Consider the following 21,211-nt stretch of genomic DNA (forward strand, 5'->3'; position numbering starts at 1 on the left):
GCATGACTGTGACCCAAAGCCCGCAACTTCCCCTGAATTTTGATTTTCGCCCGTCCATGTCGGGGGAAGATTTTCTGGTGAGTGAGTGTAATGCGCAGGCGGTTGCATGGTTGGACCGTTGGCCTGACTGGCCGTCCCCTTTCACCGTGATTTATGGGGAAGCAGGCTGTGGCAAGACACACCTTGCAGAAGTGTTTCGCGAGGCAACAGGCGCGGCCCTCATCGATCTGGACAGTGATGATCCCTACGAGATGATGGGTGCGGCGAAGGCCGGGGTGATCGATGATATCGAGCGAGTGATCGACACCAAGCAACAGGCGTTGTTTCACCTGTTCAATTCCGCCAAGGAAAATGGCGCGCATGTGTTGATTACGGCAAAGACAGCCCCGGCACAATGGAATGTGAGCTTAGCAGACCTGAAATCCCGCTTGGGGACAGCCCCCGCGATTGAAATCGGTCAGCCGGATGATCGTCTGATGTTGGCGATTGTGGTCAAGCTGTTTAGTGATCGACAGATCCAGATCGATCCAGAGGTCAGCACTTATATGCTGAGCCGGATGGAACGGTCGTTCGATCAGGCTCGTCGGTTGGTGAGCGAGATCGATCGACAGTCCTTATCACAGAAACGCAAAATCACTATTCCGTTGGTGCGTTCCGTTTTTCAGAAAGAAGAATAGCGTCTTTCTCTTCGCTGTCTGTGACGGCTAAAGGCTGGTCCTGCGGGGGCTGGTCAGCATTTTCATCCATACAAATATCTTCGCCTTGGAAGGTTCTCAGCATCTTGCAGTCTTGTTGAGAGACCGCAGACAGACCGTGATCTGCAAGGGTTTTATCTGTGGCGATATAGGAAATCCCGTCAATGGCAAGAGAGAGCAATTGAAGGGCAGGCGGGGCGGCACATGCGCTTAGGGAAAGCGACAGCACGCCAAGACTTAGGATTGTCTTGAGCTTAATAGGTAGGTTCAATATCTCGGCTTTATAAGAAACACGCGACCACCCGTTGGATGATCGCGTGTTTTGTTTTTTTATTGTTTAGAGGCTGGTTGTCTTATTCTGACGTATCTTGAGCAGCCGTTGTTTTTTCAACCTTTACCTTTTCTTTCGGTAGGTTGAGTTTGATGTGCAGTTCGCGCAGTTGTTCTGGTGATACTTCGCTTGGCGCTTGCATCAACAGGTCTTCCGCACGCTGGTTCATCGGGAAGGCGATAACTTCACGGATGTTTGGCTCATCCGCTAACAGCATGACCATACGGTCAATGCCAGGCGCACAACCACCGTGCGGCGGCGCGCCGAATTTAAACGCACGCAGCATGCCGCCGAATTCTTTTTCGACAACTTCTGCATCGTAGCCAGCCAAACCGAAGGCTTTATACATGATTTCCGGTTTGTGGTTACGCACCGCGCCGGAAGACAGCTCGATACCGTTACAAACGATGTCATACTGCCATGCCAGAATGTCTAGCGGGTCTTGGTTTTCCAACGCGTCCATGCCGCCTTGTGGCATAGAGAACGGGTTGTGAGAGAAATCGATCTTGCCGGTTTCTTCGTTCAGTTCGTACATCGGGAAGTCAACAACCCAGCAGAAGTCGAACTTGTTCGCATCCAGCAGTTCCAGTTCGTCACAAACGCGTGTGCGCACAACGCCAGCGAAAGACGCGGCTTCATGTTCTTTACCACAGACGAAGAAGACAGCATCGCCGTTTGACAGGCCACAGGTGTCCATGATGGCTTTGACGCGATCTTCATCCAGGTTTTTCGCGATCGGGCCTTTCATGGTGCCGTCTTCAGCGATGGCGATGTAGCCTAAGCCGCCTTTGCCTTCGTCACGTGCCCAGTTGTTGAGCTTGTCGAAGAAGGAACGCGGACGACCCGCAGCACCCGGTGCCGGGATCGCACGAACCACGTTGCCTTGATCAACCAGTTTCGCAAACAAACCGAAGTTTGACCCACGGAACGGCTCTGTTGTGTCGGAGATCAGGATCGGGTTACGCAGGTCCGGCTTGTCGCAGCCGTACTTGAGCATAGATTCTTTGTAAGCGATGCGCGGGAATGGCAGCGGTGTCACTTCACGGCCGTTGCCGAACTTGGTGAAGATTTCATGCATGATCGGCTCGATCGCATTGAAAACGTCATCCTGTGTCGCGTAAGCCATCTCGAAGTCGAGCTGATAGAATTCACCCGGTGAACGATCCGCGCGCGCGTCTTCATCGCGGAAACACGGTGCGATTTGGAAGTAACGGTCAAAGCCGGACACCATCAACAGCTGCTTGAACTGTTGCGGCGCTTGCGGCAGGGCGTAGAATTTGCCCGGATGGTTACGTGCAGGCACCAGATAGTCACGCGCACCTTCGGGGGAAGACGCCGTCAGGATCGGTGTCTGGATTTCCATGAAGTCTTGCGCAGTCATCAGACGGCGGATTTCAGAGATCACTTTTGAGCGCAGCATGATGTTGTTGTGCAGCTTCTCACGGCGCAGATCAAGGAAGCGGTGACGCAGACGAATTTCTTCGCCGGCTTCTTCGCTACCGGCAACTTGCATCGGCAGGACGTCACAAGCGGATTCCAGTACCAGCTCGTCCATGTAAACTTCGACTTCACCTGTCGGATAGTCGGGGTTGATGGTTGCGGCTGTACGCTTAACCACTTTACCTGTGACGGTCAGGACGCTCTCAACGCGGGCGCTTTCTGCAATCTTGAACAGATCGGAAGAGACATCGATGACACATTGCGTAATGCCATAATGGTCACGCAAGTCGATGAATAGCAGGTTACCGTGGTCGCGCTTGGAATGAATCCAGCCGGAGAGGCGTACTACTTCGCCATCGTTTTCTGTGCGCAGTTCGTTACATTTATGTGTGCGATAGGGATGCATCTTTCGCTCGTCTCTTTAAGATAAGGAATAATAAGGTCACTAGTTTCGAAATCTAGACTGCGTGAAATCGCATTTAAGAGGGGCAACTGTCAAGCAATATGGTAATAAAATGCCCTGTTTATTTGTATTTTGACCGCAGAGCAGCAGATGCGGGGCACGCGTAAAATTTCCGGACGATGCGGCGGAAATTTTTGAATAGCTAAGGGAAGCGGTGCAAAAGGTTTCTGTTCCCCCCGCGGCGGTCGTGGTGCCAAAACAACCTGCATAAAGCAGGGTAGGGAAAGCAGAAACCTTATATTTTATAAGCCGATGGCAATGGCTTTGCGGACGAGGTCAGGCAGATTGGCTGACTCCATCTTGCGCATGACCGTCGCACGGTAAATTTCGACTGTGCGTGGGCTGATATCCAGTGACTGTGCCGCTTCTTTGTTGGAGGCACCCTGCACGATCAGGTGCATGACCTCACGTTCGCGTGGTGTCAGGTCCGCAACCGCCTGTTTAATCGAGTCCACACAGTCGCTGTAAGGAAGATTCGTTTGGCGTGTATCCAAAACGCGGCTGATACAGGCAGACAGTTCTGCGGGTTGAACAGGTTTTTCGATAAAGTCCGCGGCACCGGCCTGCATAGCTTTGACAGCCATGGGGACATCTGCATGGGCCGTAAGGAAGATAACAGGCAAGGGGAATTGCATCTCGTTTAGCTTTGCTTGCAATTCAAGGCCCGTCATTTCCGGCATATTAACGTCCAGCACAACGCAGCCACTGTCGGTGATTTTCTGTGCAGACTGTAAAAATTCTGTTGCAGAAGAAACGGTCACCACTTTGTGTTGATCTGTGCTCATGGCAGTTGCCAGATAGTCCAGCAAGTCTTGATCATCATCAACAAGATAAATTGTAGTCTGGCTCACGGTGAACGATCCTCAGTATTGTTCCTTAAGGGTAGTGCTCTAAATTCCAACAAAATGACACATTAATCAAGGGGGTACTATCAACAGTCTCTAATTAATTTATTAAACAAAATTAAAATGTATATTAAAAATAATTAACAAAAAATATTGACTAATTAGGACGGCAGAGTCATATAAGATGCAGAAAATGCGTTAAGCGCAGGGAAAGCTATAAGGAGAAGGGCTTTTAATATGACCAAACAAGTCATTACAGCCAATCGATTGGACGATGGTCTGGCGGTGTTTTTTGACACACATGCCAACTGGTCGGCGTCCATTACAGAAGCGGCAGTTGTCGAAAAGGGTGAAGAAGCGGATACGCTTTTGGCCACGGCCTCAAATGCCGATAATCAATTGATTGTGGTCGGCCCGTATCTGATTGATGTGGACCAGCAGGGCGGCAAGATTACCCCTGTTCGGTATCGTGAACAAATTCGCACGCTTGGCCCCTCTGTGCGCCCCGATCTGGGCTATCAGGCGAAATAAAGGAATTTCGGATTATGTATAAGTATGACGATTACGACCAGCAGCTGGTCGATGAACGTATCGAACAGTTTCGCGATCAGGTGAACCGTCGCCTCAGTGGTGAACTAAGCGAAGAAGAATTCCGCCCGCTTCGTCTGATGAATGGTGTTTACTTGCAGCTCCACGCCTACATGCTGCGTGTGGCCATTCCGTACGGGACCATGAATTCTGCGCAGATGCGTCAGTTTGCCTATATCGCGCGCAACTATGATAAAGGCTATGGCCACTTCACCACGCGCCAGAATATTCAGTTCAACTGGCCCAAACTGGTTGATCTGCCCGACATCTTGACCGAACTATCAAAGGTACAGATGCACGCGATCCAAACCAGCGGCAACTGTATTCGTAACACGACCACGGACCAATATGCCGGTGCGTCGTTTGACGAGCTGGAAGACCCGCGCCCGTGGTGTGAGATCATTCGCCAATGGTCAACCATGCACCCGGAATTTACCTACCTGCCGCGTAAGTTTAAGATGGCTGTGACTGGCGCGCCGAATGACCGTGCTGCGGTTGCGATCCATGATATTGGCTTGCGCATCCGCCGCGACGAACAAGGCGAGCTTGGCTTTGAAGTGATGGTTGGTGGCGGTCTGGGCCGCACGCCCATGATCGGTAAAACCATCTGTGAGTTTTTGCCGAAAGAAGATTTGCTGTCTTACTTGGAAGCGATCTTGCGCGTTTACAACCAGTTTGGTCGCCGCGATAACAAATATAAAGCCCGTATCAAAATTCTCGTCCATGAAATCGGTGCCGAGAAATTTGCCGAGCTGGTGGAAAAAGAATGGGAAGAAATCCGCGATAGTGCCCTGCATTTGCCTGCGGAAGAGATCGAGGAAATCTCGGCTCACTTCACGCCGCCACCGTTTGACGTTTTGCCTGCCCTGAGTTCTTCGTTCTCCGAGAAAGTCGGTCAGGATGAGAAATTTGCTTACTGGGTGCAGAACAACGTGCGCGAACATAAGCAGCAAGGCTATGCGATCGTCAATATTTCCCTGAAACCCATTGGCGGTATTCCGGGCGATATCTCCCATGCGCAAATGGATGTGGTTGCAGACCTTGCCGATCAGTTCAGCTTTGGTGAAATTCGCTCCACCCATGAACAGAACCTTGTTCTGGCCCATGTGAAGCGTGATGATCTGTATGCTGTTTGGCTGAAGCTGGATGAATATGGTCTGGCAACACCGAACTCCGGCTTAATCACCGATTTGATTGCCTGTCCGGGTCTGGATTACTGTGCGTTGGCAAATTCACGCTCCATCCCCTTGGCGCAACGTATTTCTGAGCGTTTCGGGGAACTGGATCGCCAGCATGAAATCGGGAAAGTTCAGGTTAAGATTTCCGGCTGTATCAATGCGTGTACCCACCACCATGTCGGTCATATCGGCATCTTGGGCGTTGATAAAAAAGGTCAGGAATTCTATCAGATCACCCTTGGGGGGCGTGCGGATGAAAATGCCAAAATTGGTAAAATCGTCGGCGCTGGCCTGTCCACGGACGAGGTGGTCGATGCGGTGGAAACACTGATCAACACCTATCTGGGCTTGCGGGAAAGCAAAGAGGAAACCTTCCTTGATGCCTTCAACCGTGTCGGGGAAACGCCGTTTAAGGAGGCACTCTATGGCGCTCGTTAAAAATAACCTTGTTGTCAAAGATAGCTGGGTAAAAGTCGATGATGAAGGCGATTTACCTGCGGGCGATATTCTGGTGTCTTTGACCCGTTGGACAGAAGATCGCGACGCTTTGCTTGCCCGTAAGGGACAAGTTGGGGTCTGCCTGAAAAGTGATGAAAATCCTGAGCAGATTTTGCAGGACTTGTCTTTCTTTCAGGTCATTGCACTTGAGTTTCCCGCCTTTACCGATGGGCGTGCCTATAGCTATGCGCGTTTGTTGCGTGAACGTCATGGCTATAAAGACGAGCTACGCGCGGTTGGTAATGTGCTGCGCGATCAGGTTTTGTTGATGCACCGTTGCGGCTTTGATGCTTTTGAGATCAAAGCACCGGATGAAAAAGCCTTGCAGATCTGGCTGGATGCGCAAAAGGAAATGACGACCTTTTACCAGCCGACAGGGGATGGACGTAAAACGGTTATGTCCCTGCGACAAAGAAAGCGAATGGCACGTGGTGCCAGCTGACATAAAAAGCCCCTGTAAGGATGTCCTTCAGGGGTTTTTTATTAGTGCAATTCCATAAAGTCCAGATCGGACGACAGCGAAAAGATGCTACGCGCCCCCTCAAAGTACACACGGATTGAACCGCGCTGCAGGTCCGGTAGGCTCCCACGCGTGTCTGCGATTTGACGAATTTCAAAGACTTCGGTTAATCCTTCCACTTCGTTATCTTTGCGCCAGACGTACGTGGGATTGTCGACATCCCCCTTTTTCAGGGTACGGGTCGTTCGGCTGAAATGGTGGGTTGGCGGGCCGAATTTTTCTTCAAAATAGCGGGTGATCTCCTGAAAGCCTTCGCTGTTAAATAGGGCGTATAGACGTGTTGCGATGTCACCATCAAATTGGATAATCGCTTTTTCCCCTTTGTAGAGGTGTGTTGAAACGTCAAAGTGACGCTCAAGCGAAGAGGCCCACTTGGTCGGGTTTATACAGTAGGTGACGATCCCGCGGTTTTTGGTAAAGCACTGGGCTTGCTCGCTCAGGCTTGCGGTGCTTTGCCCTAAATGAACGTCGCTCCCAAGACCAAAGATGGCCGCGGGTAAACGGGGGTCGATGGTGACAGCCTGAGGGTGGGCAGACTGGTCTTCAACGGTATCTTTTTCAGGCGCTTTTTTCGCGGAGGGCTGGGTTTCTTCAGTAAGGGGGCTTGAAGGGGCGCTGCTGTCCTTTGTTTGCGTTTCTTCTGGTGTGGCGCTGTCTGTGCTGCTGCTAAACAGATTTCCAAAGAAGCTGCCGATATTGTCCAGCAGTGTGCCGTCTGATGGCGCAGGGGCGCTGGCCGTTGTCACGGGGGCAGGATCGGGGGCAAGCCTTTTAGGGGCAGGTTCCGCCACTTCTTCAAGAACAGGTTTGGGAAGCGGGCGGCTTAAGGCCGGTTGCGGCTCAGGGGCTGGCGGGGATGTCTGAACGTTAGATGCGGGGGTGGCCACCTTTGGGGGCGCGACGGGCTGTGTGGGGGAGAGTGTATTTTGCTCAAACGGTGTTGCCGCTGCTTGATCGGTCGTTTGACCAAGCGTGTTTTGCAGACGTTGCAGTTTTTCAAGATCGGATAAAGGTGCTGCCTGTGCCTGTGCCTGTGCCTGTGGCGCTGTGGGGTGTGCGGTTGATGCAGGGGGCAAAATTGGTGCTGGCAGGGGGGCGACATGGGTTGGGGCCGGTCCCGCCGGAGCCGCCGTTGGGACGGGAGGCGCCACGCCTGTTTGTCGTGGTATTGCAGGGGACGCGGTGAGACGGGGCGGCAAGACGGGGGCAACAGGTTTGGGGGCTGTAGGGTTTGCGCTCGGCTCCTGTGGGGCCATGGCATCGGGGGCAAAAGGATCGAACGCGGCTGTCTGCGCCTGTGCGCCACTGATCATCCCTGCCATCAGACAGACGCCAAGAGGTAAGCCGAAACGCTTGAATGTCCGCCGGTTCCAACTGACCTTTATTTTGTTCATATCTATCTCTGCCTTTAATTGTTTTTTTTAGAGGACCTGATCTTTCACGCGGATATTGCGATTTCACTTGTGTCTATGCAAGGGGAAACTACCACTTTTGGGTCTTTTCCCGGTGATCAAAGACGAGTATGCCGCCAAAGTCTGCGGGGGCGGAACGTGTCGTTGGGCTTGGTTGTGAGGGGCGCTCGGGCTGTTTTGCGACCACATGATGTTGGCTCAGCGCCTTGTCAATGTTGAGACGCCCGCCAGTTGCGACTTTATCTGCAAGGGCGGGGACCTTATCAACGCTTTGCAAGAGTTTAGCCTTGAGTTGAAGGTTGGTCAGGCTGGGGTCTTGGGCAAGCAAAAGTGCAGCAGCCCCCGCAACGATCGGTGCAGACATGGAGGTGCCGCTGAAGGCTGCGTAGCTGTTTGTCGGGGTTTCGTTTGTTCCGTCAGGGATGGTGCTGAGGATCTCGACGCCGGGGGCAGCCAGGTCCACATTTACTTTGCCAAAGTTTGAAAAGCGCGCAAGGTTGTCGTCTTGCTTGGTCGCGGCGACACTGATAATCCCTTCCGCCGGATAGCTGGCGGGGTAGTTGGCGAGGAAGTCGTCATTGTCAAACGCATTGTTGCCTGCGGACGCGACAATCAGGATGCCGCGATCACTCAGGGCTTTGTACATGCGTTTTTCCAGCGGAGAATTTGCTATACTGCCGAGACTGAGGTTGACGATCTTTGCCCCGTGATCGGCGGCATATTGTAGCCCAAGCATAATCCCCGCAGAGGTCCCTTGACCACAGGGGCCGCCCATAACTTTTAAGGGCATAATCTTGACGCGCTCTGCAATCCCTGCAATGCCGGTTGCGTTGTTTTTGACCGCGGCGATAGTTCCGGCCACATGGGTGCCGTGCATTTCATATAACTTGCGTGTGGGGTGGGCGGTACATAAAAAGCGGCCTGTGTTTGGGTCCGTACCTGCAACCGGATAGGGGTTGAGATAGGAATAGGCGAATTTGTTATTGTCATAAAAATTCCAGCCCACGACATCGTCCACATAGCCGTTGTCGTCGTCATCTTTACGGTTATTGGGGATTTCTTTGTCATTGCGCCAGATGTTGCCGGCTAAGTCTTCGTGATCATATTGGATGCCGGTATCAAGGACAGCGACAATGATATCGTCTTTTGTCGTCGGGCGGGCTTTTTCCCATGCCTTAAAAGCGGAAGTTTGTTGCAAATACCAAAGCTGATCCAGATGGGTGTCATTGGGGCGGTCATTCAGAATGTAGTGGATATAGTTAGGTTCGACACTTTCGATGGTCGGGTCTTGCGCGAGTGTGTTTGCCAGATTTTCCCAATTTCCACTTGCGGTAGGGTTGGAGAGTTTGACATGGGCAATGTTGAACAGGGAAAGGGAAGTGTCCACCGTTGCGTCTTTGTCAAGGGTTTGAAGCCATTGAGGTTTTTTGTCTTGGCTGAGGCTGTTAAAACCGCTTTTATCTTTAAAGGAGATTAAAAACTCACCCGCCACGGCTTCGGGTTCTTGCGGGGTTTTTAGGACTTTTGTCAACTGGTCGTTATCTTGAGCAAAAGCCGTGGAAAGCTGCGGAGTCGCAAAGGGAAATAAAATTAAAAAAAACAATGCAAAACTATGTATTTTTGCGCCAAATCCTGTATATTTTCTTAATGTATGCATTTTTGTGACTTTTTTCTGTTTCTTTAAGTTGTCAAATTTGTTGTTTTTGATCGTAAATGATGGGTCTAGCACCCGCAAAGTATTTATGAACAGACGTGGCGTTTTTTTTCGTTCGTCGGAGTTCGGGTAAGAGTTTTTGATATGAGTAATGATGGTTCAAAGCGGGAAGGCCCTTCGTTTGAAGTTGCTTTTGATGCAGAAAATCAGGCGGATCAAACCTCGCAACCCAAAGATGATGCGAAAAAGAAGGGCATGCCCGAACTGTCCCCCCTGCAAAAAGATTATTTGCTGGATGGTGGCGATCGTATGGTCGACGTGGAATTGTTGGCGTCTGAAGACTGGACCCCGCCTGCTTATGTGCGCTATCGCCTGTTGACTGTGGCAGCGGTTGTCTTGTCCGTTGGCTGGTTGTATGGCGCTTATGATTACGTTGAAACCTATTTTGGCTGGTCGACCCTGAGTGAGTTAATGCCTCATGAACTCGGTGGTTTGGCAGCCGGGTTTGTAACACCGCTTGCGTTGCTGTGGCTGGTCGCGGCCTACCTTGAACGTAGTCGTTTGCTGGAAAATGAAAGCAAAGCCCTGCGCTGGTACCTGCAACGCATGGTCTACCCGTCGGAAACGGCGGAAGAACGCGTGCGTTCCATCACCGATGCGATCCGCGGGCAAACGCGGGAATTGACCCAAGCGTCCGAGGATGCACTGGTGCGATCGCGGGCAATCCACGATATGTTGCGCGAACGTAGTGTTGATCTGGCCGAAGTGTCGAACGAAGCGGATATCAAAGCGCGCGAAGCCGAAGATACCTTGCGCCGTCAGGCCGAAGGTTTGCTGGATGTGTCTGATCGCGCCATTGATCGTGCGCGTGAAGTCGGCAACGTGCTGCATCATCAGGCCCATGACCTCATCAACGTGTCTGAACGCGCTTCCAGCCGCACCGAAGGTATCGCAGAAACCTTGAAACGTCGCTCGCAGGAATTGGAACGGGTTTCGGATAATGTGGTGGATAAGACCAAGGAAACCGCCTCCATCTTTGTGCGCGAGGGTAAAAACCTCCAGACCATCTATGAGGATGCAAAGCTGCGTAGCGGGGAAATTGGGGATCTACTGGCAACGGCGATGGGCAGTGTGTCCGCCACGGCGCAGGAAGCAGCAGATAATCTCGCCAAAAATGCCGAGCTGTTGGATACTCAGACCCTGAGCCTGAGAAAGCATAGTGCAGAAGCGCGCGAGCAAGGCGAAGAGATGGGCAAAGCCTTTGAACGTCAGCTCAAGGAATTGAACGCTACGTCTGAGCTTGTCAAAACCCAGACACGTCAGATTCAAGATAATCTCTCTTCTCAGACCAGCCATCTGAATAAAACGGCGGATCAGGTCAGTGATCGCGTCCGTGATATGCGCGAAACCTTGAAGGATAGCGCGCAAAGCCTAATGAATTCGACCGATAGTTCCTTGATGGGGATGCGCTCTACATCCGACGCCTTCCGTCAGCAGGCGCGTGAGCTGGATGCGGCAACAGAGCGCGCGATGGAGCGTACGAATAAACTGACAGATGCGGTTCAGGCCACAACTCAGGAGACTGTTTCTTCCGCCCATATGGCGACGGAAGAAATCAAGCAGGTTCAGGAACAGATCAAGGAAGCCGGGCAGGATGTCACCATGGTCGGTGAAGAAGCGAGGCAACAGCTTGAAGGGACGGGCGAAGTCTTGCGTACCCGTATGGATGAGCTGGAAGAACTGTCCACCCTGTCGGAGCAACGTTTGCAAAATGCCGGTATCCGTTTACAGAAACGCTCGCTGGACCTGATCGATTCTGCAACCAATGCCGCCAGTCGCATCCAGACGGTAACAACCGCGTTGCATGATGGCTCCCAAACCTTGTCGGTTCTGTCCGATAAGGGCGTGAGCAGTATTGAGCAAGCGGCTGACAGCCTGCGCCGTAGCGCACAGGAAGTGACCTTGCTTGGGGAAAAAGCCCGCAGTCAAAGCGATCAGATGGTGGAGCGTCTGGACGAAATGCGCGACAGTGCCGACAATGCCGACACTTCTATCAAAGCGTTGGGTGAGACATTGGCGGAACAACACGAACGCCTGCAAAAAACTTCGCTGTCTTCACGTGATGCCTTGACAGAAGCCGGTCGCCGCCTGTCCCATCATGCACATAATCTGGACCAAGCTTCCAGCGAGGCTGCCTCGCGTATGGAGTCTGTGAGTGCGACTTTGCATGATCGCACCGACGAGCTGGATCAGGTCAGCCAACGGACGGCAGAACGCCTGCACCAGATGGACGGGACACTGCAAACCAGCACACGGTCTTTGAAAAATACCGCCGATGCCGCTGCCCGCCAGATGGAAAATTATTCTGCGCGTCTTGACCAACAAACGTCTACCCTCAGCACAACGGCGGATCAGGCTGCCAGCCAGTTGGAAACGGCGCAAGCCGCCATCCGTCAAAGCGGTGTGGAAATGGCAAGCACGTCCGATCGCGCAGCCAAATTGATGGCACTTGTTGGTTCTGGCTTCAAACGACAGCGTGACGCGGTGATGACCGCAACCGATGAAGCGGGCAAAAAAGTCTTTGAAATCGGTGAAAATCTGGAAACGCATGCCCTGCGTCTAAACGAGGTCGCGGATGTGGCAGGCAACAAGCTGGCCGATACTGTCACAGAGATGGAACATCGCGTTGAAGATGCAGGTATTAACCTGACCAAGCGTGTTCAGCGTGTCGGCACACAAGCCCAGTCGGTCGTTGAATCGGTTGAGCAAGCGTCCAAAGCCTTGGAAGATCAGGCCGATAAATTGGCGGCACAGGCGGTTAAGTCCAGTCAGACCATCACATCTGTTGGGGAGACGACGGAAATTGTCTCGCGGCGTACCTTGGATGAAAGCGAGAAAACAGCGTCCCGTCTGGATCAGATCGGTGAGACACTGCGTTCGCATGTGGCGACCCTTGATGGGGTGACACAAAATGCCCAAGGCACCTTGTTTGATATGGGCGAGATGTTGTCCAAACGCGGCGATGACATGACACGCGCAGCAAGCGAGGCCCGCAACCAGGTCCATCTGGTGGGTGAAGAACTGACCCGCCAGTCGGTTAAACTGAACGAAGTTGCCGATTATGCGCTGGGCCGTGTCAATCAGTTGGGTGATACCTTGGATGAGCGCACGGAAACCGTGACGCAGTCCATGGATCGCGCTGCCAAGATGATGACACAGATTGCAGAGAATATGCAAAAAGCCAGCCGCGATGCCCAAGCTGCAACAGATCAGGCAAATTCCCAGCTGAATAGCGTTACCCATAATATGGAACGTAGCGGCGACCATGTGGAACAAGTCACCCATCAAACCGTGTCTCAAATGAAAGAAGCCATTATGGCGATGCAGGATTTCATCGGTCAGCTGGAAGGCCGTTCTGAAAAAGCCGCATCGCGTATTGATAAAGCGGGCGAATTGGTGAGAGAACGCGGCGATCAGGTATCCGGTGTGGCGCAGCAGGTCTTGGCCGATGTTTTCCAAGCCGCAGAGCAGTTGGAAGATCGCACTAAAGTGATCATGTCGCTGGGCGAGAAAAGCGCGTTGCAATTGGATGCGGTGGGCAAGTCACTGGAGCGCAAGACCAAGACGGCCCAAGCCGGCACGCAAGAAATTCGCAAAGGTATCGAAGTTGCCGGTGCTGCGGTTCGCCAACAAATGGACGAGCTGTCCGGTACGCTGAACAAGTCCATGAAAGACATCAACGCCGCAACCGACAGCCTGGAAGAACGCGCGCAGGATGTGCAGCAGGTGTCCGATCTTGCGATGGAAAAACTGGGCGCGTGGGATGACAACCTGAAAACCCGTTCAGAACTGTTGCGCAAAACTTGGTCTGATGCGGCCCATGAAGCCCATGACGCCGCTAAGGCGCTGGAACAGCAGACCAAGGTGATGGGGGAATTGAACCGTCACGCCAAGACCCTGAGCAAAGACCTGAAAGAAGTGGATAGCAAGGTCGGCGCGGAAGACTTTATGCGCCGTCACGCCTTTGTGGTGGAATCGTTGCAGTCCCTTGGGGTGGATATCACCCGCGAACTGGAAATCGGCATTTCAGAAGATGAATGGCGCCGCTTTACCCGTGGGGATCGTTCCATCTTTGTGCGGAAACTTGCGGCCCTTAAAGACCGTAGCAAACTGAATGCGCTTAAGGATGCATATCGTGACCACGAAGCATTTAGAACCTACACCAACCGTTACTTGAAAGAGTTTGAGCAGTTGATCGGGCAGGCCAAGGAACGCGATCAGCACGGTATTTTGGCGAACACGTTCTATAGCTCCGATATCGGGAAGGTCTATTTGACACTCTGTCAGGGCTTGGGGCAGGAACCGAAGTAAGTCGCGGGGACTTTACGCTTTATCCAAGCGCCTTAGGGCAATGTCGATGATGAAATCGGCAATGCCCGGATGTGATCCCATGGCCCGCATCAGCCAGATTTTCTGCTTCCCCATCATATAAGGGCCAGCAGGGATGCCGTCTTCACGCATCTTTTCTGCTTCCTCCTCATTGGGCTGAACGCCAATAAAGTTGGGGATGTCCTTGGCCCCATGCACGCCTGCGGCAATCATAAAGGGTAGCACGATGACATTGGGGCTGGTGGTGCGGTTTTTCCAGCCATGCAGAAACGGCTTTTCTTCAATGAAGGCGGGGAGGATGGCTTGGGTCTGATAATGTTGATAGATCCGTGTCGCCATCATCACCGTTGTATCGTGGGAGGCGGGACGTTCGGGATTAGGGTTGCCATGGGCGACCAGAAAGACCGTGGTTTCATCAGGCGCGATCTTGCGTTCTTCCATCACGACCTTTAGGCGATCGGCAATCAGTTTGGGCAGGGAAGGGTGTTCCCCTACAGGTTCACAGAGATGGATTTTTTGTGTACCGCGCAAGGTCAGCGCCCCGTCCAGCCCAATTTCGCGCGGGATGACGACCTTATTAATGTGACCTGTGCAAGCAAGGTTGGGGACGATCACGACTTCGTCGCTTTCAACACCGTTTAACGCATCCTTCAGCTGGATCTCTTCTTTCCAAAAGGCGGTGCGCACATCGGCGAAGATGTTTTTTTCGCGGATGTACTGGGCGTGTTTGCGTGCCGGACGGGCCATATTCGGGCTTTTGCTGGAGCCGTGTCCGGCGATAATAAGGGTGGTGTTTTTAAGTCGTTCAGACATTGTTCAAAAATTTCGCAATTTCAATCACATGGCCGACAATCAATAAAGACGGCGGCTTGAAGTCACCTTCCGTACGGGTTTTGGGTAAATCTTGCAAGGTGGTGTAGGCGATGCGCTGCTTGTCCGTCGCGCCATTTTCTACAATCGCAGCGGGGGTGGTGGGCACGCGTCCGGCCTCGATCATTTTTTCAACAATGGCATCCAGATTTTTAAGGCCCATGTAAATAACGACCGTCATTTCAGGATCGCTGAGGGACGCCCAGTTGATATCCAGACCTGCGCCTTCTTTGTGGTGTCCGGTGATAAAGCGCACACTGCGGGCAAGGCCGCGGTGGGTCAATGGGATGCGGGCGGCTGCACCACATCCGGCAGCAGCGGTAATGCCGGGGACCACATCATAATCAATGCCCGCCATGATCAGATGTTCGGCTTCTTCACTGCCGCGTCCAAATACAAAAGGGTCGCCGCCTTTTAAGCGGATAATCAGTTTGTGCTCTTGTGCAAGGTCCACCAGCAGTTCGTTAATTTCTTCCTGCTTAAGGATGTGATGACCGGGCGCTTTGCCGACAAAGACTTTTTTGACATCCTTGGGGGCGAGGGCGAGAATTTCATCACTCACCAGACGGTCATGCACGATCACATCGCCGCTTTGGATGTAGCGCAAGGCACGGATGGTCAGTAAATCGGGATCGCCGGGACCGGCGCCGACAAGGATGACCCGGCCTTTTTCATGTTGATCAGCCTGCATAGGGGATGGTGTCCTTGTTGCGTGCCTCCCAAATAGCTTCTGCTTTGGCCTGAGCTTCTTCGGGGGTGTCCGCCTTGTCCATCAGGCGCAGGGCAATGGCCATGGTGCCTGTGAGTGCGGCGATGGCGTAAGGGTGTGTATCTGTGCCATGCCAGATGGCTTTCAGGCGGGTGATGTCCATCACGTCATCATGGGCTGCATGGTCGGCTTCTAGGGTTGCAGGCCAGTTTTCTTCACTACGTTCGCCATCGATTAAATATTGAACCGTGACGGGTTTGGCGGGTCTGCGTTCAATCTCGCCGCCTTCGCCTTTAAAGACGCACATGCGCTGGCCCAACAGGTCTGCGCAATCACGATGGATTTCGCGATAGGCAGAATGGGTGATGCATTGAAAGACGTTTTTCGCGTCCAGTGCATTGATCATACGGGCAAAGGTATTGACGGGGGTACGCACGCCCAAGGTAGCCTTGAGATCAATAATGCGCTGTAGGACCGGACTAATGTGCTCAAGACTGAGATAGGCAAAGTTGCCGGATGTCAGTTTGTCGGCGGCATCAGACAGGCTGGTCGCGGGGGCAATGCCAAGTTCGCGCAGTGTCTGGGCGCTAAACAGGCGGCCTTCTGTATGACCTTCCACGCCATGCATAAAGATTTTGATGCCACTGTCAGCCAACGCAAGGGCACCCAACAGGTAATATGGCAATTGACGGACTTTACCAGCATAGCTTGGCCAGTCCAGATCAACAACGGGCAAGCGATCGGGGCGATCCAGATGATCGCGAACGGCATCGATAAAGCCTGCGCCTTCTTGCGGGTCTTCGGTGCGAACCCGTAAAATGCACAGGAAGGCGCCCAGCTGGACGGGGTCCACTTCGTCGCGCAAAATCATTCCGGTTGCGGCTTTGGCTTCGTCACGCGTAAGCGGGCGGGACAGACGGGGGCCTTTACCGATAATGCGGATATAGGGGGCAAACGGATGTTCTTGCGACATGTTTCTTACTTTCTTGAACTCTTTATACATGCTTTTAGCAGCAGCAATAAACCAAGGTCGAGATTTTTTGTGTTTAAACCTTGCAAAAGATTGCAAAAGATTTTTAATACTTTAGTTCCAATTTTTTGAGAAAGGCCGTTTTACCAATGAGTTTAGAGCGACTTGCCACCTTGCCCCTCTTAAAAAGGTTAACACCGGAGCGACAGGAAACGGTCTACAAATCAGCACAAATCAATAAACTGCAATCTGGTAGTGTTGTATGTGAAGAAACTACAAATGTAAAGCGGATTTTATGGGTTCTCTCCGGTCGGCTTAAGACATTTGTCACACTTCATGACGAAGAGGTGGTGATTGATCTCCTGTCTAAAGGGGACCGTCTTGGGTTTGTGGAGGCTTGTGCAGGGCTGCCCCATAGCGTGTCGGCAATCGCAATTGAGGAAACAGAGATTTTAAGTCTCGACCTAGAGGTCTTTCAGCGCTTAACGGCCGAGTATTTTGATTTTCAATTGGCCGTCTTTGCCAATATTTCTGCGGAGATGCATGGTGCGGTGAAGGAGATTAACGAGCTGAAGGCAAAGAACACCTCAAAGCGTCTTGGCACGTTTTTGTTGGGATTAAGTGGGGCGGATCAGGGGACGGTTGATCTGGAATTACCGTATGATAAGCGTTTACTTGCGGCCCGTCTGGGAATGAAGCCGGAAAGTCTGTCGCGTGCCTTTGGTAAATTGAAAGCATGTGGTGTGATCACCCAGAAAAATCGAATTACGATTGGGGATGTTGAAATGCTACGTGATTTCTGTGGAGATGAGTATGAGTAAAGTTTTGTCAGATGATCAGATGATGCGTCTGCGCAAGGTGCCTTTATTTCAGGGGCTTACGGTAGCAGAGATCCGCATTTTGCTGGATCGTGCAGTTGTGGTGACCCCGCAAAAAGGGGCGCTGCTTTTTTCTCAAGGGGAAAAGGCGGATCATTTTTACGCGGTGTTGGAGGGGCAGGTGAAGCTGTTCACCACCACAGAAGAAGGTGAAGAGAATGTGGTTGAAATCATCTCCCCACTGATGAGTCTTGCTGAGGCAGCGATCTTTTTGTCGGCGCGTTTTCCCGTGAACGGGGAGACCCTCAGCCCTTGTGTGTTGGTGCGTATTGAAGGGCGCGCCTTTTTAAAACGGCTGGAGGAAAATAGCCTTTTGGCCCAACGGGTTTTATCCGGTATGGCGCAGCGCCACCGCCTCTTGCTCAATCAGGTTGTTCAACTGAAAACCCAGTCACCGGCACAGCGGCTCGGCACCTTCTTTCTGTCGTTAGTGATGGCTGGAGAAGGCGAGCAGGTTCCGTTGCCGTATGATAAGCATGTAATTGCCGCGCGCGTCGGCATGAAGCCGGAGAGCCTGTCGCGTGCGCTGATCCGCCTGCGGGATTTGGGGGTGGATTGTCAAAAAAGCAGTCTGATTGTCTCAGATGTGGATCGGTTGCGGCGTTTTTGTGAGGGGCAGGCGGATTAAGCCCGCCATGCCTTCACGAGGGAACAGAACTCTTCCACCGATAATTCTTCGGCCCGTTTGGTCGGGGCGATGCCAGCTTTTTCTGCCAGTTCTTCGCCGTTGACGCCTAGGGATTTTAAGCTCGCGCGCAGCATTTTGCGACGTTGTCCGAAGGCGGCTTGTGTCACTTTTTCCAAATCCGCTTGATCCACATCGACCAAGGGGGCCGCACGCGGCACAAGGGTTGCGACCGTGGACATGACCTTTGGCGGTGGCGTGAAAGCGGTTGGCTTGATATTGAAGTTACTGCGCACCTCGCACAGCCATTGGGTCAAGACGGACAAACGACCGTAGTCTTTGGTTTTAGGCACCGCAGCCAGCCGATCTGCCACTTCCTTTTGGAACATGAGAGTCAGGCATTCATATTCGGTGATATTGTCCAGCCAGTTTAAGACCAGTTGAGTGGAGATATTGTAGGGCAGGTTGGCAACGATTTTACGCGGCCCTTCACAGAGGCTTGCTGGATCAATCTCAAGGGCATCCCCTTCGATGATCTCCAGTCGGCCGGGGTAGGCGGCGGCAACTTCCTGCAAGGCTTTGATCGGGCGCTCATCACGTTCAATGGCGATGACTTTTTTTGCCCCTTCCATCAGCAGGGCGCGGGTCAGACCACCGGGGCCGGGGCCGATTTCAATGACTGTACAGTTGCTTAAGTCCCCTGCAGCGCGGGCAACCCGACTGGTCAGGTTGAGGTCGAGCAGAAAGTGCTGGCCTAGTGATTTTTTGGCGGCGAGATCATATTTGGCGATGACATCGCGCAAAGGGGGCAGGTTGTCTGTAGTCATAGGCTGTCTTTTTTACGTTGGGCCATTTCACCTGCCATTTTCAGGGCGGCGACGAGGCTGGTTTCACTGGCGATCCCTTGTCCGGCAATGTTCAGCGCGGTACCATGATCCGGCGAGGTGCGGATAAACGGCAGACCCAGCGTGACATTGACACCAAGGTCAAAGGCCAGTGTTTTGATCGGGATAAGGGCCTGATCGTGATACATGCACATGGCAACGTCATAGTTTTGACGGGCTGCTTTGTGGAACATTGTATCCGGTGGCAGGGGGCCGCGAACATCCAGCCCGTGATCTTTCAGGCGTTGTACGGCGGCGTTGATAAAGTCAATTTCTTCACGGCCCATATCGCCATCTTCGCCTGCGTGAGGGTTTAGCCCTGCGATGGCGAGGCGGGGGTTTTTAAGACCGGCAGTGTCTTTCAGCGCTTGGGCCGTGATCAGGCATTTTTCAACGATCAGGTCTGCACTTAATTGGGCGATGGCGTCTTTTAAGGCAACATGGACAGTCAGCGGGACCACGCGCAGCTCGTCACAGGCCAGCATCATGATCGGTGGTGTCTTAATGCCTGCCAGTTCGGCCAGAAATTCCGTATGTCCGGGAAATTCAAAGCCGGATTGTTTCAAGGCATGTTTGTGGATCGGGTTGGTTACAACCGCGCTTGCCGCACCGGACTGGGTGAGTTCGACCGCACGTTCAATCGAGCTTATGACCGATTTTGCCGTATGTTTGCTGATCACACCCGGTGTACCTGCTGTGACGGGATGTTCCAGCACCGGTAGCGCGTCCTGAAAGACGTCCAAAGCTTCGCTCGGATCAGAAATCGGGCACAGCGGCACGGTCCATTTGAGGTCATTTGCCAAATGGCTCAGGCGATGGGGGCAGTCGATGACAAAAAATGCAGGGAGATCCTGACGATGGTCGCGCCACGCTTTCAGGGTGATTTCACCGCCGATCCCGGCAGGTTCCCCCATTGAAAGCGCAAGCGGCGCGATCATAAACGAATGTCCACAAAGGCCGAGCGGCGTTCCTGTTGCAGCAGGCGGCGTTCTTCCCGACCGATTTTCTCCAGACGCAGGCGATTTTCGATCTCGCGGCGTTTGGCAATTTCCGGTTCTGCTGTCGCGGCTGCTTGACGGCGATCACAAACCATGATGACCATCATGGCATTCGGACGTTCAAAGAAGGTGATTTGACCTTTTTGTACATTGGCCAGAGTTTCGCGCAGTGCAGGCAGGGTCGTAGACATTTTTACATTTTCGATAGTGCTGCTTTGCGCGCCGGGAACCTGTTGTGCGACTTGGGAGATGGTTTCACAGGCTTGGATTTGTTGAGCGAGGTATTGTGCGTTTTGTTGCGCCTGTGCTTTGGTTTCAGGGGAGTTGTAGGGGAGCACAATCTGACCGAGGTCAAGGATTTCGTCCGCTGTTTCTTGCCCTGAAATACGTTTGTCATTGAGCTTTAAAAGATAATAGCCCGCAGGTGTGCGCACAGGTTTGGAATACTGACCGATGGGCAGGCGTTCCAGTGTATTTTCGATGTTGGGATCAATGTTGCCGGATTGCACCCACCCCAAAACGCCGCCTTCTGTGGCTGAGGGGCTTTTGGAGAAGTCGCGGGCCAGCCCTTCAAATGAAGATCCTTCCTGAATATGTCCAAGCAGGCGTTCTGCCATTTGGCGGGCGTTGGCTTCTTCCGAAGGGGTGTCTACGGGGAGGAAAATCTCTGCGAAGTTATATTCGGGCTTGCCTTTGTTTGCCTCGATCTGCTGCATGGCGGCGTCAACTTCTTGCTCGCTGACGGCAATGCGCTGACCACTCATACGCTTGACATAAATGGACCAAGCAATTTCCGCTTCGGCTTGTTCTTCCAAAATCATAATGTCCACACCGATCTGGTCCAAGGCCTGTTCCAGCATGTTGGGGTTGATTTTGTGAGACTGCGCATATCTTTGAAGACCGGATTTGATCTGGTCATCCTTGATTTCGATACCTTGACTTTCTGCGGCCTGAAGTTTCATGCGCTCGTCAATCATGGTGCGCAGAATCGAAGAGGCCAGTCGGCTGCGTACTTGCGGTGTATCAGGGATACGGCTGGTCGCAATGGTCAGACGCACGCGCTGGGCAAGGTCATGGGCCGAGATCACATCATCGTTGACCACTGCAGCAATACGCATGACACCTTGGGCGTAGCTCGGGTTCTGGAGAAAGAAAAGTGTCGCAAAAGCGATCAGGGCTGCACTTTTTGTCTTTTGAATAAGCTGTAACATGACCAAACGATTTATGAATTAAAAGAGAGAACACTGTAAACGGATTTTATCAA

General features: G+C 52.6%; 18 protein-coding genes. 7 read left to right on the plus strand and 11 right to left on the minus strand.

Annotation, left to right across the window (positions count from 1 at the left end):
- The first annotated feature begins 2 nt into the window (after window positions 1–2).
- Window positions 3–677 carry an HdaA/DnaA family protein gene (locus Q397_RS0110925; protein WP_038013563.1) on the plus strand — a complete coding sequence of 225 codons (675 nt, stop codon included), beginning with the start codon at window positions 3–5 and terminating at the stop codon, window positions 675–677.
- Here the strand turns inward: Q397_RS0110925 and Q397_RS0110930 are convergent.
- The 3 genes from Q397_RS0110930 to Q397_RS0110940 all read right to left on the minus strand — a co-directional run bounded on the left by Q397_RS0110930 (window position 637) and on the right by Q397_RS0110940 (window position 3,780).
- Window positions 637–966, minus strand: a complete 330-nt coding sequence (locus Q397_RS0110930; protein WP_156950696.1) for a hypothetical protein — start codon at window positions 964–966, stop codon at window positions 637–639. The two genes, Q397_RS0110925 and Q397_RS0110930, sit on opposite strands and share 41 nt — an antisense overlap.
- 82 nt (window positions 967–1,048) lie before the next feature.
- A complete protein-coding gene (gene aspS / locus Q397_RS0110935) occupies window positions 1,049–2,872 on the minus strand; it encodes an aspartate--tRNA ligase (RefSeq protein WP_028879458.1) in 1,824 nt (607 codons plus the stop codon).
- Between the two features lie 299 nt (window positions 2,873–3,171).
- Window positions 3,172–3,780: a response regulator transcription factor gene (locus Q397_RS0110940; RefSeq protein WP_028879459.1), complete on the minus strand. Its 609-nt coding sequence runs from the start codon at window positions 3,778–3,780 to the stop codon at window positions 3,172–3,174.
- 231 nt (window positions 3,781–4,011) lie between these two features.
- Here Q397_RS0110940 and Q397_RS0110945 point away from each other — a divergent pair, with 231 nt between their 5' ends.
- From Q397_RS0110945 to Q397_RS0110955, 3 genes are read left to right on the plus strand one after another with little or no spacing between them, the layout of a single operon-like run.
- On the plus strand, window positions 4,012–4,305 hold the full coding sequence (locus Q397_RS0110945; protein WP_038013566.1) for a DUF2849 domain-containing protein: 294 nt from the start codon (window positions 4,012–4,014) through the stop codon (window positions 4,303–4,305).
- Between the two features lie 14 nt (window positions 4,306–4,319).
- Window positions 4,320–5,978, plus strand: a complete 1,659-nt coding sequence (locus Q397_RS0110950; RefSeq protein WP_028879461.1) for a nitrite/sulfite reductase — start codon at window positions 4,320–4,322, stop codon at window positions 5,976–5,978.
- Window positions 5,965–6,480 carry a DUF934 domain-containing protein gene (locus tag Q397_RS0110955; protein WP_028879462.1) on the plus strand — a complete coding sequence of 172 codons (516 nt, stop codon included), beginning with the start codon at window positions 5,965–5,967 and terminating at the stop codon, window positions 6,478–6,480. The genes Q397_RS0110950 and Q397_RS0110955 overlap by 14 nt, the downstream gene beginning before the upstream one ends.
- Window positions 6,481–6,521: 41 nt before the next feature.
- On the opposite strand, the gene Q397_RS24985 is transcribed toward Q397_RS0110955, so the two are convergent.
- Entirely contained in the window at window positions 6,522–7,952 is a 1,431-nt protein-coding gene (locus Q397_RS24985; protein ID WP_028879463.1) for a hypothetical protein, read from the minus strand.
- Between the two features lie 88 nt (window positions 7,953–8,040).
- Window positions 8,041–9,501, minus strand: a complete 1,461-nt coding sequence (locus Q397_RS24130; protein ID WP_169737991.1) for a S8 family peptidase — start codon at window positions 9,499–9,501, stop codon at window positions 8,041–8,043.
- A gap of 267 nt (window positions 9,502–9,768) precedes the next feature.
- On the opposite strand from Q397_RS24130, the gene Q397_RS0110970 reads away from it, so the two are divergent.
- Window positions 9,769–13,995 (plus strand): hypothetical protein, encoded by a 4,227-nt coding sequence (locus Q397_RS0110970; protein WP_028879464.1) that lies wholly within the window; start codon window positions 9,769–9,771, stop codon window positions 13,993–13,995.
- A 12-nt stretch (window positions 13,996–14,007) separates the two neighbouring features.
- On the opposite strand, the gene Q397_RS0110975 is transcribed toward Q397_RS0110970, so the two are convergent.
- The 3 genes from Q397_RS0110975 to Q397_RS0110985 are packed head-to-tail and all read right to left on the minus strand — an operon-like array spanning window position 14,008 to window position 16,565.
- The gene (locus Q397_RS0110975) at window positions 14,008–14,826 is read right to left on the minus strand and encodes a CbiX/SirB N-terminal domain-containing protein (RefSeq protein ID WP_028879465.1); all 819 of its coding nucleotides are present in this window, start codon (window positions 14,824–14,826) and stop codon (window positions 14,008–14,010) included.
- Window positions 14,819–15,574, minus strand: coding sequence for a uroporphyrinogen-III C-methyltransferase (gene cobA, locus Q397_RS0110980; protein ID WP_028879466.1), 756 nt, complete (start codon window positions 15,572–15,574; stop codon window positions 14,819–14,821). The genes Q397_RS0110975 and cobA overlap by 8 nt, the downstream gene beginning before the upstream one ends.
- Window positions 15,564–16,565: a glycosyl transferase family protein gene (locus tag Q397_RS0110985; protein ID WP_028879467.1), complete on the minus strand. Its 1,002-nt coding sequence runs from the start codon at window positions 16,563–16,565 to the stop codon at window positions 15,564–15,566. The genes cobA and Q397_RS0110985 overlap by 11 nt, the downstream gene beginning before the upstream one ends.
- A gap of 146 nt (window positions 16,566–16,711) precedes the next feature.
- Here Q397_RS0110985 and Q397_RS24135 point away from each other — a divergent pair, with 146 nt between their 5' ends.
- Both Q397_RS24135 and Q397_RS22095 read left to right on the plus strand, forming a co-directional pair.
- Window positions 16,712–17,383, plus strand: a complete 672-nt coding sequence (locus tag Q397_RS24135) for a Crp/Fnr family transcriptional regulator (RefSeq protein WP_051609930.1) — start codon at window positions 16,712–16,714, stop codon at window positions 17,381–17,383.
- Window positions 17,376–18,068, plus strand: coding sequence for a Crp/Fnr family transcriptional regulator (locus Q397_RS22095; protein ID WP_051609931.1), 693 nt, complete (start codon window positions 17,376–17,378; stop codon window positions 18,066–18,068). Before Q397_RS24135 ends, Q397_RS22095 begins: the two co-directional genes overlap by 8 nt.
- Here Q397_RS22095 and rsmA read toward each other — a convergent pair.
- The 3 genes from rsmA to Q397_RS0111010 are packed head-to-tail and all read right to left on the minus strand — an operon-like array spanning window position 18,065 to window position 21,158.
- Window positions 18,065–18,892: a 16S rRNA (adenine(1518)-N(6)/adenine(1519)-N(6))-dimethyltransferase RsmA gene (gene rsmA, locus Q397_RS0111000; RefSeq protein ID WP_028879468.1), complete on the minus strand. Its 828-nt coding sequence runs from the start codon at window positions 18,890–18,892 to the stop codon at window positions 18,065–18,067. The two genes, Q397_RS22095 and rsmA, sit on opposite strands and share 4 nt — an antisense overlap.
- On the minus strand, window positions 18,889–19,887 hold the full coding sequence (pdxA, locus tag Q397_RS0111005) for a 4-hydroxythreonine-4-phosphate dehydrogenase PdxA (protein WP_028879469.1): 999 nt from the start codon (window positions 19,885–19,887) through the stop codon (window positions 18,889–18,891). Before pdxA ends, rsmA begins: the two co-directional genes overlap by 4 nt.
- Window positions 19,884–21,158, minus strand: a complete 1,275-nt coding sequence (locus tag Q397_RS0111010; protein WP_028879470.1) for a peptidylprolyl isomerase — start codon at window positions 21,156–21,158, stop codon at window positions 19,884–19,886. Before Q397_RS0111010 ends, pdxA begins: the two co-directional genes overlap by 4 nt.
- Window positions 21,159–21,211: the final 53 nt, after the last annotated feature.

The organism is Terasakiella pusilla DSM 6293 (assembly GCF_000688235.1).
Lineage (GTDB): Bacteria > Pseudomonadota > Alphaproteobacteria > Rhodospirillales > Terasakiellaceae > Terasakiella > Terasakiella pusilla.

Excerpts from the sequence above, each read along its gene's own strand:
- rsmA (WP_028879468.1), bottom strand. The coding sequence starts at position 18,892 with ATGACTACAGACAACCTGCCCCCTTTGCGCGATGTCATCGCCAAATAT.
- Q397_RS0111010 (WP_028879470.1), bottom strand. The coding sequence starts at position 21,158 with ATGTTACAGCTTATTCAAAAGACAAAAAGTGCAGCCCTGATCGCTTTT.
- Q397_RS24985 (WP_028879463.1), bottom strand. The coding sequence starts at position 7,952 with ATGAACAAAATAAAGGTCAGTTGGAACCGGCGGACATTCAAGCGTTTC.
- Q397_RS22095 (WP_051609931.1), top strand. The coding sequence starts at position 17,376 with ATGAGTAAAGTTTTGTCAGATGATCAGATGATGCGTCTGCGCAAGGTG.
- Q397_RS0110975 (WP_028879465.1), bottom strand. The coding sequence starts at position 14,826 with ATGTCTGAACGACTTAAAAACACCACCCTTATTATCGCCGGACACGGC.
- cobA (WP_028879466.1), bottom strand. The coding sequence starts at position 15,574 with ATGCAGGCTGATCAACATGAAAAAGGCCGGGTCATCCTTGTCGGCGCC.
- Q397_RS0110985 (WP_028879467.1), bottom strand. The coding sequence starts at position 16,565 with ATGTCGCAAGAACATCCGTTTGCCCCCTATATCCGCATTATCGGTAAA.
- Q397_RS0110950 (WP_028879461.1), top strand. The coding sequence starts at position 4,320 with ATGTATAAGTATGACGATTACGACCAGCAGCTGGTCGATGAACGTATC.
- Q397_RS24135 (WP_051609930.1), top strand. The coding sequence starts at position 16,712 with ATGAGTTTAGAGCGACTTGCCACCTTGCCCCTCTTAAAAAGGTTAACA.
- Q397_RS0110925 (WP_038013563.1), top strand. The coding sequence starts at position 3 with ATGACTGTGACCCAAAGCCCGCAACTTCCCCTGAATTTTGATTTTCGC.
- Q397_RS0110955 (WP_028879462.1), top strand. The coding sequence starts at position 5,965 with ATGGCGCTCGTTAAAAATAACCTTGTTGTCAAAGATAGCTGGGTAAAA.
- Q397_RS0110945 (WP_038013566.1), top strand. The coding sequence starts at position 4,012 with ATGACCAAACAAGTCATTACAGCCAATCGATTGGACGATGGTCTGGCG.
- Q397_RS0110970 (WP_028879464.1), top strand. The coding sequence starts at position 9,769 with ATGAGTAATGATGGTTCAAAGCGGGAAGGCCCTTCGTTTGAAGTTGCT.
- aspS (WP_028879458.1), bottom strand. The coding sequence starts at position 2,872 with ATGCATCCCTATCGCACACATAAATGTAACGAACTGCGCACAGAAAAC.
- pdxA (WP_028879469.1), bottom strand. The coding sequence starts at position 19,887 with ATGATCGCGCCGCTTGCGCTTTCAATGGGGGAACCTGCCGGGATCGGC.